The sequence below is a fragment of the Herbaspirillum lusitanum P6-12 genome (assembly GCF_000256565.1).
GTDB lineage: Bacteria > Pseudomonadota > Gammaproteobacteria > Burkholderiales > Burkholderiaceae_D > Herbaspirillum > Herbaspirillum lusitanum.
Genome location: NZ_AJHH01000463.1, coordinates 1 through 17250 on the forward strand (window position 1 = coordinate 1; position 17250 = coordinate 17250).

The window sequence follows — 17250 nt, forward strand, 5'->3', positions numbered from 1 at the left end:
CGGCCGCTGCGCTTTCGGCGTCCTCGTGATCGATGAATTCGCTGCCGATCATGACAGCCGGCACCGCTATGATCAACAGCAGCAGCGCCAGCAGGATACGTTTGAGGGATGTCATGGCGTGTTCCTTATTGCGCCACGCTGCCGCAAGGCAACGGTAACTTGACGGTCGTCGCGGCGGCCGGACGAGCGCCTTCCGGAACGGTTTGTGCGGCAAGCCAGCTGCTGGCGGCGTTGATGTCTTCCAGCGACAGACGTTGCGTGATCTGGGCCATGCAATCCGGCGCCCTGGCTCTGCGCACGCCATTCCTCCATGCCCCGAATTGCGAATTGATATAGTCGCGCGGCAAACCGATCAGGCCGGGCACCGCAGGCGCGACGCCGGTCAGGGCCTGTCCATGGCAGGCGATGCAGGCCGGTACTTTCTTGCTGCTGTCGCCGTTCATGACCAGCGCGCGCCCGCGCTCCAGCACGGCGGGTGTCGCTTCAACCGGCTGCGGCGCCGGGTAGGGCGGATGCTGGGCGGAAAAGTAGGCGGCGATTTCGTGCAGATAAGCATCCGACAGATGATCGAGCAGGTAAGTCATCAGCGGATACTGGCGATTGCCGTCGCGGAAGTTGGTCAGCTGGTTGTAGAGATAGCCTTCCGGTTTGCCGGCGATGCGCGGATAGTAGCCGTCGCTGGAGGCGCGGCCTTCCTTGCCGTGGCAGGCGGTACAGGCGGCGACGCGTTGAGCGATGGTGTCGGGCAATTGCTGTGCGTGGACAGGGGCAGCGGCGGCAATCCAGAGCGTCGACAGCGCCAATAGTGCAGCGCTTGCAGTGCGTGCAGTACGTGAAGCGACAGATGAAAACATAAGGCTGGCCATATAGTCTCGTTGTAAGTTATATGAGGCGAGCTGATCGGGCGACGGAGTCGAATGATCGCGTGGTGTTTGCATTGTAACGGAGCGGCCCTTCTTCATGCCTGCACACCCGTTGCGCAAAAATCGAAGTACAGTATGGGCTGTTGCAGTACAGATAAATGACCAGGCAATGACCAAAGGCAAAATCCAATCATGAACGACAAGTCCTTCGAGCAGGCCGTCGTTGCCGAGCGCGGCATGCTGGTGCGGTTCGCGCGCCTGCATTTGCAGGAAGATGCGGCCGAAGACGCGGCCCAGGAAGCCCTGTTGGCGGCCTTGCAGAACCCGGCAGGCTATTCGGGCAAGTCCGCGCTGCGCACCTGGCTGGTGGGCATCCTCAAGCACAAGATCGTCGATGTGTTGCGCAAGGAAAAGAAATACGTCCAGGCCGGCCCGGCTGAAATCGGCGACCCGGGCGACTTCGATGTCCTCTTCGACGACACCGGTCACTGGGCGGAAGCGCCCGCTGACTGGGGCAATCCGGCCGAAACACTGCAGCAGGCGCAGTTCTTCGACATCATGGATTTTTGCCTCAACAAGCTGACGCCGGTGATGGCGCGCGTGTTTTCCATGCGCGAGCTGTTCGAGTTCGAGATTGCCGAAATCTGCAAGGAACTGAAGATCACCGCCGGCAACTGCAGCGTCCTGCTATACCGCGCGCGCATGCAGCTGCGCTTGTGCCTGGACCAGAACTGGTTTGAAGGCCGCAAGGCCTGATCCTGCCTGCCGAACTTTCCTTCCACCTCCGCAGCCGTTACAATAGCGCCCACGCCCCCGTAGCTCAGTGGATAGAGCGATCCCCTCCTAAATACAATTGGGCACCGGCATCCGAAAGGCGCCGCGTGAATGGAGTCAAATTCGGTGAACCCTGACAGCGCCCGCAGTGCTTATGCTGCAAGCGGCTGCTGGCAATACCGAGCCAAGCCGCATCGAACCTCATGATGCGGAAGGTGTAGAGACTAGACGGCTCCGGCCTGCAGACTGCAAGTTGCAAGTCCATGGCCAAGGTATAGTCCAGACCACAAACAGGTTTCCTGGTGGCGAAAGCCATGGTGGTACGAAGGGATAGGTCACACGTTCGATCCGTGTCGGGGGCGCCAGACAAAAAAAAGCGCAGAAGAGAAATCTTCTGCGCTTTTTTCTTTTTGCGGCCGGATCAGTTGCCGGTCAATGTCCCTGATACAGGTTGTCCCTGCCGGGCGCCTGCGAAGACGGGGCGGGGCCGGACGATGGCGCCGCCTGCGTTTCCGAATTCGGATTCTTCGACCAGCCGAAGAAGTTCGACAGCGCATCGACCACGCCGCCGCCGTCCACACCCAGCGAGGCCACGAAACCGTTGCCCGGCGTGAAGTTTTCATAGTACGGCTCGCCGTCGATGAAGCGGATGCCTTCAGGCACTGGCAAGTCGAATTGCGGCACACCCTTCAAGGCCTTGGCCATGTAGTCGACCCAGATCGGCAGCGCCAGCTGTGCGCCGAATTCCTTGCTGCCCAGGCTCTTGGGCTGGTCATAGCCCATCCAGACGACCGTCGCCAGGGTGCGCTGGTAGCCGGCGAACCAGCCATCGACGGCGTCATTGGTGGTACCGGTCTTGCCGGCCAGGTCGCTGCGGCCGATGCTGTTGCTGCGCGCACCCGTACCCCCCTGGGCCACCGACTTGAGCATGCTGGTCATCATGTAGCTGTTGCGCTCCGACACCACACGCGGTGCGCCATTGCCCACGATCAGCGGCTCGGCCTTGGACAGCGCCTGGCCACGCGCATCGGTGATCTGGGAGATCAGGTAGGGCTGGACCTTGTAGCCGCCGTTGGCAAACACCGAGTAGGCCGCCGAGAGCTGCAGCGGATTGGTCTGGCCCGCACCCAGCGCCATCGGCAGGTAGGGCGGCACTTTGTCGGCATCGAAACCGTAGGTACCGGTGATGAAGTCCTTGGCATAGGGCACGCCGATGTAGTCCAGCGTACGGATGGCCACCAGGTTCACCGACTTCTGCAGGGCAGTGCGCACGGTGATGGGGCCGGCCGGGGTCTCGTCATCCCTGGGCTCCCAGTTCGGCTGGCCGTTGCCGGCCGGATAGGACACCGGCGCGTCATTGATGATGGACGCAGGCGCAAAACCTTTTTCCAGCGCCGCCGAATAGATGAAGGGCTTGAACGTCGAGCCGGGCTGGCGCCACGCTTGCGTTACGTGGTTGAAGTTGTTCTGCGTGAAATCGAAGCCGCCCACCAGCGCGCGGATGGCGCCGTTCTGCGGCGTCACCGACACCAGCGTGGCTTCCACTTCGGGCAACTGCACGATTTGCCAATTCTTCTTGCCGTCCTGCATGACGCGGATCACCGCGCCGAACTTCAGCGTGTCGCCTGACAGCGTGATCTTGTCGCCGCTGCGGATCACCGCCTGGATCTGTTTCGGATCGGCCGACAGCACGACGGCGGCAAGGATATCGTCGTTGTCGGGGTAGTCATCCATGGCGTCGTCAATGGCCTGGGCGCGGTCTTCGTCCTTCGACGGCAAATCGATGGTTTCTTCCGGACCGCGATAGCCGTGGCGACGGTCGTAGTCCATCACACCCTTGCGCACCGCATCGTAGGCCGCCTTCTGGTCGGCGGCATTGATGGTCGTGGTGACGGTGATGCCGTGGGTATAGGTGTCTTCCTTGTACTGGGCGTACACCATCTGGCGCACCATTTCATTGACGTATTCGGCATGCACGTTGTACTGGTTGCCCGGTGCGCGCACCTTCAGTTCTTCCTTGGCGGCCTTTTCATATTGCGCCTTGGTGATGAAGCCCACGTCCAGCATGCGCTGCAGGATGTACTGCTGGCGGATATGGGCGCGCTTGGGATTGACGATGGGGTTGTAGGCCGAGGGCGCCTTGGGCAGGCCGGCCAGCATGGCCGCTTCGGCCAGGGTGACGTCCTTGAGGTCCTTGCCGAAGTAGGTGCGGGCGGCGGCGGCGAAGCCGAAGGCGCGCTGGCCCAGGTAGATCTGGTTCATGTAGACCTCCAGGATCTGGTCCTTGGTCAAGGCATGTTCGATCTTGTTGGCCAGCAGCACTTCATACAGCTTGCGCGAGACGGTTTTTTCCTTGGTCAGGAAGACGTTGCGCGCCACCTGCATGGTGATCGTGCTGGCGCCCTGGCTGGCGTGGCCGCGCACCACGTCGGTGGCGATGGCGCGCGCGATGCCGATATAGTCGATGCCGCCGTGCTGGTAGAAACGGTTGTCTTCGATCGCCAGCACCGCGTTCTTCATATTGGCGGGGATGTCGTCGAGCTTGACCAGGCTGCGCTTTTCCTCGCCGAATTCGCCGAGCAGCACGTTGTCTGCGGAGTAGATGCGCAACGGGATCTTCGGCCGGTAATCGGTGATCACGTCCAGCGACGGCAGGCGCGGATTGATGAAGATCAGCGCATAGGCGATGATCAGCGCGCCGATGACGGCGAGGCCGAGCACCGAGAAGGCAAGGAACTTGGCGATGTTGGGATTGAGGAAGCCGCGTTGACGCGAAAGGTGGTGCAAGCGAGAATTGAAGCGCATGGTTATTGTAGGAAACCGTCGCAAAGTCAGGGCAGTGTGGTGTGCGCCAGCTTGATCTTGAAACGGCCTCGTAGTGAAGGGCGTGCCGTATCTTACAACATGGGCCGGGCGCAACAGCCGATCTGCGGACTATCATGGCCACGATTGTGTTTCCAAATGTATGCGGGGGCCTGTTTCGGTGCGAGGTCGTAATAAAAGAACATCAAACGGGAGCCAGACCGGCATTGTTTGTTGTTCAAAGGTAATGGATCGCACCGGCCGCGACAGCCGGTCGTGGTTAGATATCGCTCGAATACCGCCCGGAAGCAGCATAGATACACCATCGCCGCGCGCAATCGGTACAATGCGGTCTTTCTTCTTTAATTGAGTCGCGGCAAAGGCATTCCCGCCCCGACCTTCGATCTTATCCCTCGGCATACTTATGGCAGTCATTTCCCTCTCCAATGCGCAGCTCGCATTCGGACACGTCCCGCTTCTCGATCATGCGGAATTTTCGCTGGAAACCGGCGAGCGCGTCGGCCTGATCGGCCGCAACGGCACCGGCAAGTCGTCCTTGCTGAAAATCATCGCCGCCGTTTCCAAGCTGGACGACGGTTTGCTGGTCATGCAGCAGGGCCTGAAAATCGCCTACGTTGATCAGGAGCCGCATTTCCCTGCCGAGATGACGATCTTCAACGCGGTCGCTTCCGGCCTCGGCGAATTGCCGGCGCTGTTGGCCGAATACGAATCGCTGACCGGCCAGTTCGGCGGCGACAACGACGAAGCGCTCATGGAGCGCATGCACGACATCCAGCTGATCCTTGACGCGGCCGATGCCTGGAGCCTGAACAACAAGGTCGAGACCACGCTCGACAAGCTCAACCTCAAGGGCGAAGCCCTCATCGGCGAACTGTCGGGCGGCATGCAAAAGCGCGTGGCGCTGGCCTGCGGCCTGGTCGGCGCGCCTGACGTACTGCTGCTGGACGAGCCGACCAACCATCTGGATTTCGGCTCCATCCTGTGGCTTGAAGGCCTGCTGCGCGACTACAAGGGCAGCGTGCTGTTCGTCACCCATGACCGCAGCTTCCTCGACAATGTCGCCACGCGCATCATCGAACTCGACCGCGGCAAGCTGTTGTCCTTCCCGGGCAATTTCAGCACCTATCAGGCGCGCAAGGAAGAGTTGCTGGACAACGAAGAAGTCGAGAACGCCAAGTTCGACAAATTCCTGGCGCAGGAAGAAGTCTGGATCCGCAAGGGCGTCAAGGCGCGCCGCACGCGCGACGAAGGCCGCGTGCGCCGCCTTGAATCACTGCGCCTCGAGCGCAGCGCGCGCCGTGATCGCCAGGGCCAGGTCAAGCTGGAAGTATCGTCCGGCGAACGTTCCGGCAAGATCGTGGCGGAACTCGAGAACGTCAGCAAGTCGTACGGCGGCAAGACCATCGTGCGCGATTTCAGCGGCATCCTCATGCGCGGCGACAAGATCGGCCTGATCGGCCAGAACGGCGCCGGCAAGACCACGCTGCTGAAGCTGATTCTCGGTGAAGAAACCGCCGACGCCGGCACCGTCCGCCAGGGCACCAAATTGCAGGTCGCGTACTTCGACCAGATGCGCACCCAGCTCAACGAAGAAGCCACCCTGGCCGACACCATCGCGCCGGGCAGCGACTGGGTGGAAGTCAACGGCCAGCGCCGGCACGTGATGACGTACCTGGGCGACTTCCTGTTCGCGCCGGAACGCGCGCGTTCACCGGTGCGCACCTTGTCCGGCGGCGAGCGCAATCGCTTGTTGCTGGCGCGCCTGTTTGCCAAACCGGCCAACGTGCTGGTGCTCGATGAACCGACCAACGATCTCGACATCGACACGCTCGAACTGCTGGAAGAATTGCTGGAGGATTACGAAGGCACCGTGTTCCTGGTGAGCCATGACCGGACCTTCCTCGACAACGTCGTCACGCAGGTGATCGCCTCCGAAGGCGACGGCGTGTGGAAGGAATATGTCGGCGGCTACAGCGACTGGGAGCGCGTGCGCGCCAGCTCGCAGGCCAGCGCGAAGAAGTCGGACGGCAAGAGCGAATCCAAGCCGGCCGAACTGCCGGTGGCGGCGCCTGCCGTCGCCAAGCCGAAGAAGCTCAGCTACAAGGAGCAGCGCGAGCTCGAAGACTTGCCGAAGCTGATTGCGCAACTGGAAGAAGAACAGGCGGCGATTTCCGCCAAGCTGGCTGATCCGGATCTGTACAAGGCGGGCGGGGACGAAGCGGGGCGCCTGAATGCGCGCTTCGCCGAGATCGACGGTTTGTTGCTGGAAAATCTGGAACGCTGGGAAGTGATTGAAGCGCGTTCGAAAGGCTGATTAGCAGCAGTAGTGCAGGACCGGCGTCTTCAACTTCAGTTGGGACGCCGGCTTGCATGACGTAACTCCGGCAGCCTCTCACGCATGCTGTCGGCGTCTTCTGCATCGGGACGCAAGGCCAGGTAGGCCTCCAGGTCGTCCAGCGCCGCCTGCGGTTCAGCCAGGTTGGCGTATGCCAGGCCGCGATCGCGGCGTTCGGTAATTTCATCGGGCAATAAAATCACCAGGCGCTCCTGCACCTCCAGCACACCTTGCCAGCGTTGCGAGTCGGTGTAGATGGCTTTCAGGTTGCGCAGCATGCGGGTCAGGATTTCGCGCGGATGGGCGGCGCGCAGATACGCCGCCAGCGGCAATTCGTCGCCGTATTCCTGCTGTTCGAGATAAGGTTCGAGGCGCTCTTCGAGCTCTTCGCGCGACAGGCTGGCGCCGTTCATCGGGTCGAGCACGATGTCGCCCGATTGCACCGACAGCTTCATCAGGAAATGGCCGGGGAAGGAAATGCCCTTCATGTTCAAGCCGATCTGCTGTCCTAACTCCATGTACACCACCGCCAGCGAAATCGGAATGCCGCGGCGCGAGGTCAGCACACGATGGATGTAGCTGTTGTCGGGATCGTAATAATTGTTGATGTTGCCGGCGAACGCCAGCTCCTGGAAAAAGAAGTGGTTGAGCATTCGCAATTTTTGGATATGCGATGCATCCGGGGACAGACGCTGCTTCAACTTGAGCGCCAGGGTATCCATCTCGATCTGGCATGCGGACAAATCCAGGTCGGGATGCGCATCTTGCCCCAGCGCCAGAGCCGATTCAAAAAGCGGAATCGAATCGTCTTGACGAACCAGCGAAGAAAAATATTCGAGCGGTGTAAGCGTCATATATTGAACATGCTATCAAAATATGCGCGCTTGTGAAATGTTTGGCTGGCAATGGAGCATCAACGCAACATTGCCTCGTCCAGGCAAGCTTTCAACGGCCGATGCGCTTGAAGTCGCGGAATCGGAATCCCATCGCCATCAAGGCGCCGAAATACGTTACCCCACATGCCGCAAACACCAGCAGCAACGCGCCGATGCGCTCGGCCGGATGGGCGCGCATGGCGATCCAGTCGAAATGCCGCGCCACTGCCAGCGCCACACCGCCGAGCAGGAACAGCGCACCGGTCAGTTTGATCAGGAACATGCGCCAGCCCGGTTGCGGCGTGTAGATGTTGCGGCGGCGCAGGCCCCAGAACAGGAATGCCGCATTCAGGCAGGCGCCCAGCCCGATCGACAAGGCCAGGCCGGCATGCGCGATCAACGGCACGAAAATGTAGTTCATCAACTGTGTCGCGATCAGCACGCCGACGGCGATCTTGACCGGCGTGCGGATGTCTTGTTTGGCGTAGAAGCCGGGCGCCAGGATTTTCACCAGGATCAGGCCGATCAGGCCGACGCCGTAGGCGATTAGTGCCCGGCCTGTCATGTCGACCGAGACCGTGTCGAATTTACCGTAATGGAACAGGGTGGCAGTCAGCGGCTCCGACAGCGTCGCCAGACCCACCGCACAGGGCAGCGCCAGCAGGAAGGTCAGGCGCAGGCCCCAGTCCAGTAGCGCCGAATATTCGGCCATGTCGTTTTCGGCGTGCGCGTTCGACAGGCTGGGCAACAGGATGGTGCCTAGCGCCACGCCGAGCAGCGCGGTCGGGAATTCCATCAGGCGGTCGGCGTACGACAGCCAGGACACGCTGCCATGCGCCAGGCGCGAGGCGATGTTGGTGTTGATCATCAGGCTGATCTGCGCGGCCGAGACCGCAAACACTGCCGGGCCCATTTTCTTGAGCACGCGCCTGACGCCCTCGTCGGACAAGCCGATCATTGGATTGAGGTACAGGCGCGGCAGCATGCCGATCTTGATCAGCGCGGGAATCTGCAAGGCGACTTGCAACACGCCGCCGACGAATACCGCAAACGCCATCGCGTAGATGGGCTGGTCGAGGTAAGGCGCCACGAACAGGGAGGCGACGATGAAGGAAACGTTCAGCAATACCGACGTGAATGCCGGGATCTTGAATTCGCGCCACGTGTTGAGGATGCCGCCGGCCAGCGCCACGAAGGACATGAAGCCGATGTACGGGAACATGATGCGGGTCATGATCACCGAGGCATCGAAGGCATCCTGGTTGTATTTGAGCCCGGTGGCGATGAAGTACACGATCAGCGGCGTAGCCAGGATGCCGGCAATGCTGGTGGCGACCATTACCCAGATCAGCACCGTCGCCACATGGTCGACCAGGTGCTTGGTGGCGATGTCGCCTTTCTGGTTCTTGTATTCGGCGAGGATCGGTACGAAGGCCTGCGAAAAGGCGCCTTCAGCAAACAGCCGGCGCAACAGGTTGGGAATGCGGAAGGCGACGTTGAAGGCGTCGGTGTAGGCCGAGGCGCCGAATGCGCGTGCGAACAGGATTTCTCTTGCGAGACCGGTAATGCGGGAGAGCATCGTCATGCCAGAAACGGTGGCAAGCGTTTTATGCAAGTTCATGGGACGGCATTATAGCTTTCGTTTTCGGGGGAGCTGCGGGTTTGCAGGGGATTCCCGCAGCACTGACGCGGTTGGAGGCGAGCATGCAAGGAACGTTCGCCTTAAATCTTGCATACTGGTAATTAAGTCGCTTTTGCAACAGGCTGGCGGCGATAGTCAGGTTGCATTTGCCAGTTTGAGGAAAAATGGTTATAATCCGTGGCTTTACAGAATTCCGCCTCGCAAGTTATCAAGATTGCGATGCTCTCGATCTCGATTTAGGATAATTATTCATGGCAAATACCGCACAAGCACGCAAACGTGCTCGTCAAGCTGTTAAGCAAAACGCGCACAACTCCAGCCAGCGTTCGACGCTGCGTACAGCAATCAAGGCTGTCCGCAAGGCGATCGAAGCAGGCGACAAGGCTGCTGCGACTACCGTGTTCCAGGCTTCGGTCTCGACTATCGACAGCATCGCTGACAAGAAAATCATTCACAAGAACAAGGCTGCTCGCCATAAGAGCCGTCTGGCTGCTGCCCTGAAGGCACTGGCTGCTTAATCTTGTTGCTGACCGGATCTTTGCTCAGGCAAAGATCTGCGCAATGCTGAATCGATAGTGATGTCGGTTCGAAAACATCAACCCGCCCAAGCGATTTGGCGGGTTTTTGCATTTCAGGTGTTGTTCAGCGAGAAATTACTGACTTGGGTGCCATGTAGAAGTTAAGGGGGGGGCTTGTAGCCGCCGCCTTGACGCCGGCTCCGGGCGTCACAGGCTGGTTGTCAGGCGTTTAACGCGGCAAGCCTTCAATGACCGTGCCTGGCTTGATGTTCTTTTGCTTGAACCAGCCCTTGTTCATTTCCAGGGCGTAGGTGGCCGGTTTGGCCGCGCAATGCGAATCCAGCGTCTGTTCCTTCATTTCCTCGATATTGATGATCTTGCCGCTCTCATCCATGAAGGCGACCGACAGCGGGATCAGCGTATTCTTCATCCACATGCATACGCCGGCCGGTGCGCCGAAGGCGAACACCATGCCGTCATTGGCGCCCATCTTGTCGCGGAACATCAGGCCTTGCTCGCGCTGCGCTTCAGTCGAGGCGACTTCGGCCTTGATCAGGTACAGGCCGGCATTGAGCGTGGTGGTCGGAAATTTCTGAAGCTGCTGGGCCTGGCCGGGCAGGGCGGCCGCAACGGTGGCAAGGGTGGCGAGCAGGGTAACGAGGGGGCGGAAACGACGCATGATGGGATGTACGTGGCTGTATGAGAAATCGACTGCAGATCCGAAATCTGCCGGAATTCGGCGATTATAAGGGAAGCCGACAAATGCAGCGGACATGAAAAAAGGCAGGACTAGCCTGCCTTTTAGTCATGCGAAAGCAAGATTACTTGGCAGCGTCAGCAGCAGCAGCCTTCTTAGCCTTCTTGGCCTTGTGGCCCTTCTTGGCCTTCTTAGCCTTCGGTGCAGCAGCTTCAGCCTTAGGAGCATCAGCAGGTGCAGCAGCAGGAGCTGCAGCTTGTGCGAACACGGAAGTGGCGAACAGACCAGCGATCAGAGCGGCGATCAATTTTTTCATTTTGCAGTCCTTCAATTTAACATGTTAAGAAGACGGTGATTCTCATGAATCATTGCCAATAACGACGTGCCGAAGGCTTGGTTGACAAAAAATTCCAAAAAACAAAATTTCTTTGCGGGACTGTCTTGAAAAGCTGGTTTTGTCAGTTTTTTGTCAGTTATCGCGATGAAATTCCTGCGGATCGACGGTTTTCCACTCTCCCGGCAGCAGCGGATCGGTCGCCAGCGCAAACGGGCCGATTGCGATTCGGACCAGTCGCAAGGTGGGTAGCCCGACCGCGGCCGTCATGCGGCGCACCTGGCGATTTTTCCCTTCCGATATTTGTATCGTCAGCCAGCTGGTCGGGTGATTCTTGCGCTCGCGAATGGGCGGATTGCGCGGCCATAGCCAGGCCGGCTCCTGCACGTGGCGGACTTCGCTTTTCCGGGTCACGAAATCGCCCAGGTCAAGCGGGTTGCGCAGCCGCTCCAGGCTGTTCGCATCGGGTGTGCCCTCCACCTGCACCAGGTAGACCTTGGGTTGCTTGCGTTTGGGGTGGCTGATGGCGTGCTGGAGTTCGCCGTCGTCGGTCAGCAGCATCAGGCCTTCGCTGTCGGCATCGAGGCGGCCGGCGGGGTAGATGTCGGGAATGTCGAGGTAGTCGGCGAGCGTTTCGCGGTCATCCTGCGCCGAAAACTGGCACATTACCTGATAGGGTTTGTTGAATAAAATGAGAGGCATGCGTCAGTGTCGCAAAAACATGACGTCCAGTAAAATACTCGTGCATAATATAAATCAGTGTCTTATGTCTTATATGAGACCCGATCCTGAATTTAATCACCTCGGCTGCGATGTTGCGCGCGATCAGTTCGCCTCCATCCGCGTCCGCAGCGAGTCAGATTCCCCTCTTTTCCGCACTATTCTCGGAGACCGTAATGTATCAACACATTCAGGTGCCGGCCGAAGGTAAGAAGATTACCGTCAACGCCGACTTTTCCCTCAACGTCCCGGACAATCCGATCATTCCGTTCATCCAGGGCGACGGCACCGGTCGCGATGTGACGCCAGTCATGCTCAAGGTAGTGGATGCCGCCGTCGCCAAAGCTTACGGCGACCAGCGCAAGATCAACTGGATGGAAATTTTCGCCCCCCCGACGTCTGGCTGCCGGAAGAGACCGTTGCGGCCGTCAAGGAGTTCGTGGTGTCCATCAAGGGGCCGCTGACGACGCCTGTCGGCGGCGGCATCCGTTCCCTGAACGTGTCGCTGCGCCAGCAACTGGATCTGTACGTCTGCCTGCGCCCTGTGCGCTATTTCAAGGCTGTGCCGTCGCCGCTGCGCGAGCCGGAAAAGACCAACATGGTCATCTTCCGTGAAAACTCGGAAGACATCTACGCCGGCATCGAATGGCAGGCCGGCACCGATGGCGCCAAGAAGCTGATCGACTTCCTGGTCAAGGAAATGGGCGTCAAGAAGCTGCGCTTCCCGGAAACCTCCAGCTTGGGCATCAAGCCGGTGTCGCAGGAAGGCACCGAGCGCCTGGTGCGCAAGGCGATCCAGTACGCCATCGACCACGACAAGCCATCGGTGACGATCGTCCACAAGGGCAACATCATGAAGTTCACCGAAGGCAGCTTCCGCGACTGGGCCTATGCCCTGGCGCAGAAGGAGTTCGGCGGCGTGGTGATCGATGACGGCCCATGGGTCAGGATCAAGAATCCGAAGACCGGCCGCGACATCATCGTCAAGGACGTGATCGCCGACGCCTTCATGCAGCAGATCCTGCTGCGTCCCGCTGAATACAGCGTGATTGCGACGCTGAATCTGAACGGCGACTACATCTCGGACGCACTGGCGGCGCAAGTGGGCGGCATCGGGATTGCCCCGGGAGCCAACATGTCCGATTCCGTGGCGATGTTCGAAGCCACGCATGGCACCTCGCCGCGCTATGCCGGCAAGGATTACGTCAATCCGGGTTCGCTGATCCTGTCGGCCGAAATGATGCTGCGCCACATCGGCTGGACCGAAGCGGCGGCCTTGATCATCGAGGCGATGCAGAAAACGATTTCGTCGAAGAAGGTGACCTACGACTTTGCGCGCCTGATGGAAGGCGCGACGCAGGTTTCGTGTTCGGGCTTCGGCGATGCGGTGATCGAGAATCTGTAACTCTCAATTCGACAGCCGATTTATGCTGAAGAAAGGCCGTGCCGAGTGCCGGCCTTTTTTACTGTCCGATCCAGATATTGTCCGCAAATGGCGCGGGCGTAAAAAAAGCTCCTGTCGGAACAGGAGCTTTTTACAAAAGCGACTTAATACGAATTAAGGAGCCTGGATGTTGGAAGCTTGCTTGCCTTTGGGGCCTTGCGTGACTTCGAACTGTACTTTTTGACCTTCTTTGAGGGTCTTGAAGCCGTTCATTTGAATTGCCGAGAAGTGTGCGAACAAATCTTCACCGCCGTCATCCGGAGTGATAAAGCCGAAGCCTTTAGAATCGTTGAACCACTTGACTGTACCTGTTGCCATAAAAGCATCTTTCAATTAAAAAAAATCACACGAGCCGTAAAAGCAAGAAGCCTCGCGAGATTGAATCTTCCGCAGCCCTCCTTAAACTTGCCCCCTTCGTATTAACAAGCAGTAACTACTTATCAATAAATTCCATTGTTCTCGTTAAAAATACAAAAGTCAAGTCGTTTTCAATGGAATTATTAAGCTTTTGTTCCATGAATTGAATCGAACCCTCTTGATTTAGGATAAATGAGCGTTATCTGCGCACTATCAGGAAAACGCGTAATATCTAATCTAATTAGGTATTTTCTTCATGTTGTGCAGTGCACATTGGATTGATGGTTTTAGAATAAATGCATGGCAACCAAGCACGATAATGATAGCGGTACAGTCCTGGCGCGGCAGGAGCAGAAGCTCAAGCCGCCTCCTATGTACCTGGTATTGTTGTTGAATGATGACTATACGCCGATGGAATTCGTCGTCGCAGTCATTCAGGAATACTTCAACAAAGACCGTGAAACTGCGACGCAGATTATGCTCAGCGTTCACCGCGATGGGAAAGGTATGTGTGGTGTGTATCCCAAAGATATCGCATCCACAAAAGTCGAACTCGTTTTAACCCACGCTCGAAAAGCAGGGCACCCCCTGCAATGCGTGATGGAGGAAGCATGATTGCGCAGGAATTGGAAGTCAGTTTGCACATGGCCTTTGTCGAAGCCCGACAATCCCGTCATGAATTTATCACCGTGGAACATTTGCTCCTCGCCCTGCTGGACAACCCATCGGCTGCGGAAGTGCTGCGTGCGTGCTCGGTCAATATCGACGATCTGCGCAAGACGCTGACCAATTTCATTACGGACAACACCCCGACCGTGCCCGGCACGAACGAGGTCGACACCCAGCCGACGCTGGGATTCCAGCGCGTGATCCAGCGTGCGATCATGCACGTGCAGTCGGCATCCAACGGCAAGAAGGAAGTGACCGGCGCCAACGTGCTGGTGGCGATCTTCGGCGAGAAGGATTCGCATGCCGTTTATTATCTGCACCAACAGGGCGTAACCCGCCTGGACGTAGTCAATTTCATTTCTCATGGTGTGCGCAAGGATCAGCAGATCGATTCGCAAAAAGCGCCTGAAGGAGCGGAAGACGTGCAGACCGAAGGCCAGCAAAAGGAAAGTCCTCTCGATCAGTTCACCCAGAATCTGAACAAGGCGGCCGCAGAAGGCAAGATCGATCCGCTGATCGGCCGCGACGCCGAAGTCGAGCGCGTGATCCAGACCCTGTGCCGTCGCCGCAAGAACAACCCGCTGCTGGTCGGCGAGGCCGGCGTGGGCAAGACTGCCATCGCTGAAGGCCTGGCATGGCGCATCACGCAAAACGATGTACCGGAAATCCTCAAGAACGCCGTCGTGTATTCGCTCGACATGGGCGCACTGCTGGCCGGCACGAAGTATCGCGGCGACTTCGAGCAGCGTCTGAAGGCTGTCCTCAAGCAATTGAAGGATGCGCCCAACGGCATTCTGTTCATTGACGAAATCCACACCATCATCGGCGCCGGTTCGGCCTCGGGCGGTACGCTGGATGCATCGAATCTGCTCAAGCCTGCGTTGTCGAGCGGCCAGCTGAAATGCATCGGCGCGACCACCTATACCGAATTCCGCGGCGTCTTTGAAAAAGACCACGCCTTGTCGCGTCGCTTCCAGAAGATCGACGTCAACGAACCGACCGTCGAACAGACCATTCAGATTTTGCGCGGCCTGAAGTCGAAGTTCGAAGAGCATCACGGCGTCAAGTATTCCGCTTCGGCGCTGACCTCGGCAGCCGAATTGGCCGCACGCTTCATCAATGACCGTCATCTGCCCGACAAGGCGATTGACGTCATCGACGAAGCCGGTGCAGCGCAACGGATCCTGCCGAAGTCGAAGCAGAAGAAGACCATCGGCAAGTCCGAGATTGAGGAAATCATTTCCAAGATCGCGCGCATTCCGCCGCAATCGGTCAACCAGGATGACCGCACCAAGCTGCAAACGATTGATCGCGACCTCAAGAACGTCGTGTTCGGTCAGGATCCGGCGATTGAAGCATTGGCGTCGGCGATCAAGATGGCGCGCGCCGGCCTTGGCAAGACCGACAAGCCGATCGGCTCCTTCCTGTTCTCCGGTCCTACCGGCGTGGGCAAGACCGAAGTGGCCAAGCAACTGGCGTTCATCCTCGGCATCGAGCTGATCCGTTTCGACATGTCCGAATACATGGAGCGTCATGCAGTCAGCCGCCTGATCGGCGCGCCTCCGGGCTACGTCGGTTTCGACCAGGGCGGTCTGCTGACCGAAGCGATCACCAAGAAGCCGCACGCCGTGCTGCTGCTCGATGAAATCGAAAAGGCGCATCCGGATATCTTCAATATCCTGCTGCAGGTGATGGATCACGGCACGCTGACCGACAACAACGGCCGCAAGACCGACTTCCGCAATGTCATCATCGTGATGACCACGAATGCCGGCGCAGAAAGCCTGCAAAAGCGTTCGATCGGTTTCACCGACAAGAAGGAAGCCGGCGACGAGATGGCGGATATCAAGCGTATGTTCACGCCTGAATTCCGCAACCGTCTGGATGCAATCATCAGCTTCGGCGCGTTGAATGAAGAAATCATCCTGCGCGTGGTCGACAAGTTCCTGATGCAATTGGAAGAGCAATTGCACGAGAAGAAGGTGGAAGCCGTATTCTCGGATGCATTGCGCAAGTTCCTGAGCAAGAAGGGCTTCGATCCGCTGATGGGTGCGCGTCCGATGTCGCGTCTGATCCAGGACATGATCCGCAAGGCGCTGGCCGACGAACTGCTGTTCGGCCGTCTGGTGACGGGCGGTCGTGTCACCGTCGAGCTGGACGACAAGGATCAGGTCAAGCTGGAATTCCCCGAAGGCGACGATCCGACGCCGCCGCCGGAAGAGCCGCAAGAGAAGCTGGAAGTCGAGTAAGCCGCAAGCAATCCCGACGCGTCGCAAGAGGTGTCGGGAGCGGGCAAGCAAAAAGGCCGGAACGTTTGATCGTTCCGGCCTTTTTGTTTTTGCGGTGTGTTCTGATGTCGCTTGGCGCTGAGACGGTAATTTGCCGTTGCAGCCGGAGGCATCCGTGGGTCACGCAGACGCTCCGTGGCAAGCACAGGACGTCAGGAGTCCACGCGCGCCCTCACATCACGGCGTCAGCGGCTTGCCTGCCGCCTGCTTGGCCTTGAGCGCCTGCACAGACTTGTCGATCGCCGTCATGCGATAGGCTGTACCGGGATGCAGCGCGGTATAGCCGCTTGGCACGCTGACCGGATACTGCGTCGCCAGCCGCTGCCAGAACGCCGCATAGCCGTCGATGCCATAGCCGGCGCGCACCAGCATGTACAAGGCCAGGTTGTCGGCTGCCGCGTCGAGATCCTGCGGATACGGGCGAATGCCGCCGGTGCCCGCAGCAGCAGTCGGATCAGGGCGTGCGCGCATCAGGTTGTCGATGACGCTGCCGGTGGTCGCCACCATGCGCTGGCGAATTGCATGGCCCAGCGAATTGTGGGCCATGTCCTTGGCGATCAGGTAGGCCAGCTCTTCATCGGTCCTGGCGAAATTCATCATGCCGCGCGTGATCAGCACACGACGGCCGTCGGCGTAGGTGTTGACGTTGTCGGCGTTGCCCAGCTCGATGCTGAAGGCGCAGGCCAGCGTCAGCGGCACGATGGCGGTCTGCTGCGCCTTGTTGCGCAACAGGGTCAGCTTGACCGGCGCACGGCCGGTGACGAGCGGCCCCAGCAGATTGGCGGCTTGACGTTCGGCGTCGGGGCCTTGCTGCAGCGGCTTGTCGGCCACCGCCATCAGCACATCGCCGCGTTGCACGCCGCTCTTGGCGGCCTGCCGGGCAGCACGCCGGTGACTTGCAGGCGATCGTC

The 17250-nt window shown here is 59.0% G+C and carries 13 protein-coding genes and 2 pseudogenes; 6 read left to right on the forward strand and 9 right to left on the reverse strand.

Annotated elements, in window-relative coordinates; genetic code table 11:
• Window positions 1-125: 125 nt before the first annotated feature.
• Complete coding sequence (locus HLUSI_RS0115205; protein WP_029363570.1) at window positions 126-866, reverse strand: c-type cytochrome; 741 nt, start codon at window positions 864-866, stop codon at window positions 126-128.
• A gap of 189 nt (window positions 867-1055) precedes the next feature.
• Here HLUSI_RS0115205 and HLUSI_RS0115210 point away from each other — a divergent pair, with 189 nt between their 5' ends.
• Entirely contained in the window at window positions 1056-1619 is a 564-nt protein-coding gene (locus HLUSI_RS0115210) for a sigma-70 family RNA polymerase sigma factor (protein WP_016834798.1), read from the forward strand.
• Window positions 1620-2069: 450 nt separating this feature from the next.
• Here HLUSI_RS0115210 and HLUSI_RS0115215 read toward each other — a convergent pair whose 3' ends face one another.
• Window positions 2070-4442, reverse strand: a complete 2373-nt coding sequence (locus HLUSI_RS0115215) for a penicillin-binding protein 1A (RefSeq protein ID WP_016834799.1) — start codon at window positions 4440-4442, stop codon at window positions 2070-2072.
• Window positions 4443-4863: 421 nt separating this feature from the next.
• On the opposite strand from HLUSI_RS0115215, the gene HLUSI_RS0115220 reads away from it, so the two are divergent.
• Entirely contained in the window at window positions 4864-6774 is a 1911-nt protein-coding gene (locus HLUSI_RS0115220; protein ID WP_016834800.1) for an ATP-binding cassette domain-containing protein, read from the forward strand.
• A gap of 35 nt (window positions 6775-6809) precedes the next feature.
• Here HLUSI_RS0115220 and HLUSI_RS0115225 read toward each other — a convergent pair whose 3' ends face one another.
• Window positions 6810-7649, reverse strand: coding sequence for a SirB1 family protein (locus HLUSI_RS0115225; protein ID WP_016834801.1), 840 nt, complete (start codon window positions 7647-7649; stop codon window positions 6810-6812).
• 91 nt (window positions 7650-7740) lie between these two features.
• Window positions 7741-9291, reverse strand: a complete 1551-nt coding sequence (gene murJ / locus HLUSI_RS0115230) for a murein biosynthesis integral membrane protein MurJ (protein ID WP_029363572.1) — start codon at window positions 9289-9291, stop codon at window positions 7741-7743.
• Between the two features lie 272 nt (window positions 9292-9563).
• On the opposite strand from murJ, the gene rpsT reads away from it, so the two are divergent.
• Window positions 9564-9830, forward strand: a complete 267-nt coding sequence (gene rpsT / locus HLUSI_RS0115235) for a 30S ribosomal protein S20 (RefSeq protein ID WP_016834803.1) — start codon at window positions 9564-9566, stop codon at window positions 9828-9830.
• Window positions 9831-10059: 229 nt separating this feature from the next.
• Here rpsT and HLUSI_RS0115240 read toward each other — a convergent pair whose 3' ends face one another.
• From HLUSI_RS0115240 to HLUSI_RS0115250, 3 genes are all read right to left on the reverse strand, one after another.
• Window positions 10060-10509 carry a DUF192 domain-containing protein gene (locus HLUSI_RS0115240; RefSeq protein WP_016834804.1) on the reverse strand — a complete coding sequence of 150 codons (450 nt, stop codon included), beginning with the start codon at window positions 10507-10509 and terminating at the stop codon, window positions 10060-10062.
• 142 nt (window positions 10510-10651) lie between these two features.
• Window positions 10652-10843, reverse strand: a complete 192-nt coding sequence (locus HLUSI_RS0115245; RefSeq protein ID WP_016834805.1) for a hypothetical protein — start codon at window positions 10841-10843, stop codon at window positions 10652-10654.
• Window positions 10844-10996: 153 nt separating this feature from the next.
• Window positions 10997-11563 (reverse strand): pseudouridine synthase, encoded by a 567-nt coding sequence (locus HLUSI_RS0115250; RefSeq protein WP_029363573.1) that lies wholly within the window; start codon window positions 11561-11563, stop codon window positions 10997-10999.
• A 194-nt stretch (window positions 11564-11757) separates the two neighbouring features.
• Between HLUSI_RS0115250 and icd the strand changes: the two are divergent.
• Window positions 11758-12986, forward strand: a pseudogene (icd, locus tag HLUSI_RS28850) (NADP-dependent isocitrate dehydrogenase).
• A gap of 153 nt (window positions 12987-13139) precedes the next feature.
• Here the strand turns inward: icd and cspE are convergent.
• Complete coding sequence (gene cspE / locus HLUSI_RS0115260) at window positions 13140-13343, reverse strand: transcription antiterminator/RNA stability regulator CspE (RefSeq protein WP_009665919.1); 204 nt, start codon at window positions 13341-13343, stop codon at window positions 13140-13142.
• 339 nt (window positions 13344-13682) lie between these two features.
• Between cspE and clpS the strand changes: the two genes are divergently transcribed.
• Both clpS and clpA read left to right on the forward strand, forming a co-directional pair.
• A complete protein-coding gene (clpS, locus tag HLUSI_RS0115265; protein WP_016834808.1) occupies window positions 13683-13997 on the forward strand; it encodes an ATP-dependent Clp protease adapter ClpS in 315 nt (104 codons plus the stop codon).
• Window positions 13994-16300: an ATP-dependent Clp protease ATP-binding subunit ClpA gene (clpA, locus tag HLUSI_RS0115270; protein ID WP_016834809.1), complete on the forward strand. Its 2307-nt coding sequence runs from the start codon at window positions 13994-13996 to the stop codon at window positions 16298-16300. The genes clpS and clpA overlap by 4 nt, the downstream gene beginning before the upstream one ends.
• A gap of 216 nt (window positions 16301-16516) precedes the next feature.
• On the opposite strand, the pseudogene HLUSI_RS28855 reads toward clpA, so the two are convergent.
• Window positions 16517-17250 (reverse strand): annotated as a pseudogene (locus tag HLUSI_RS28855) (M48 family metalloprotease); the annotation flags it as partial.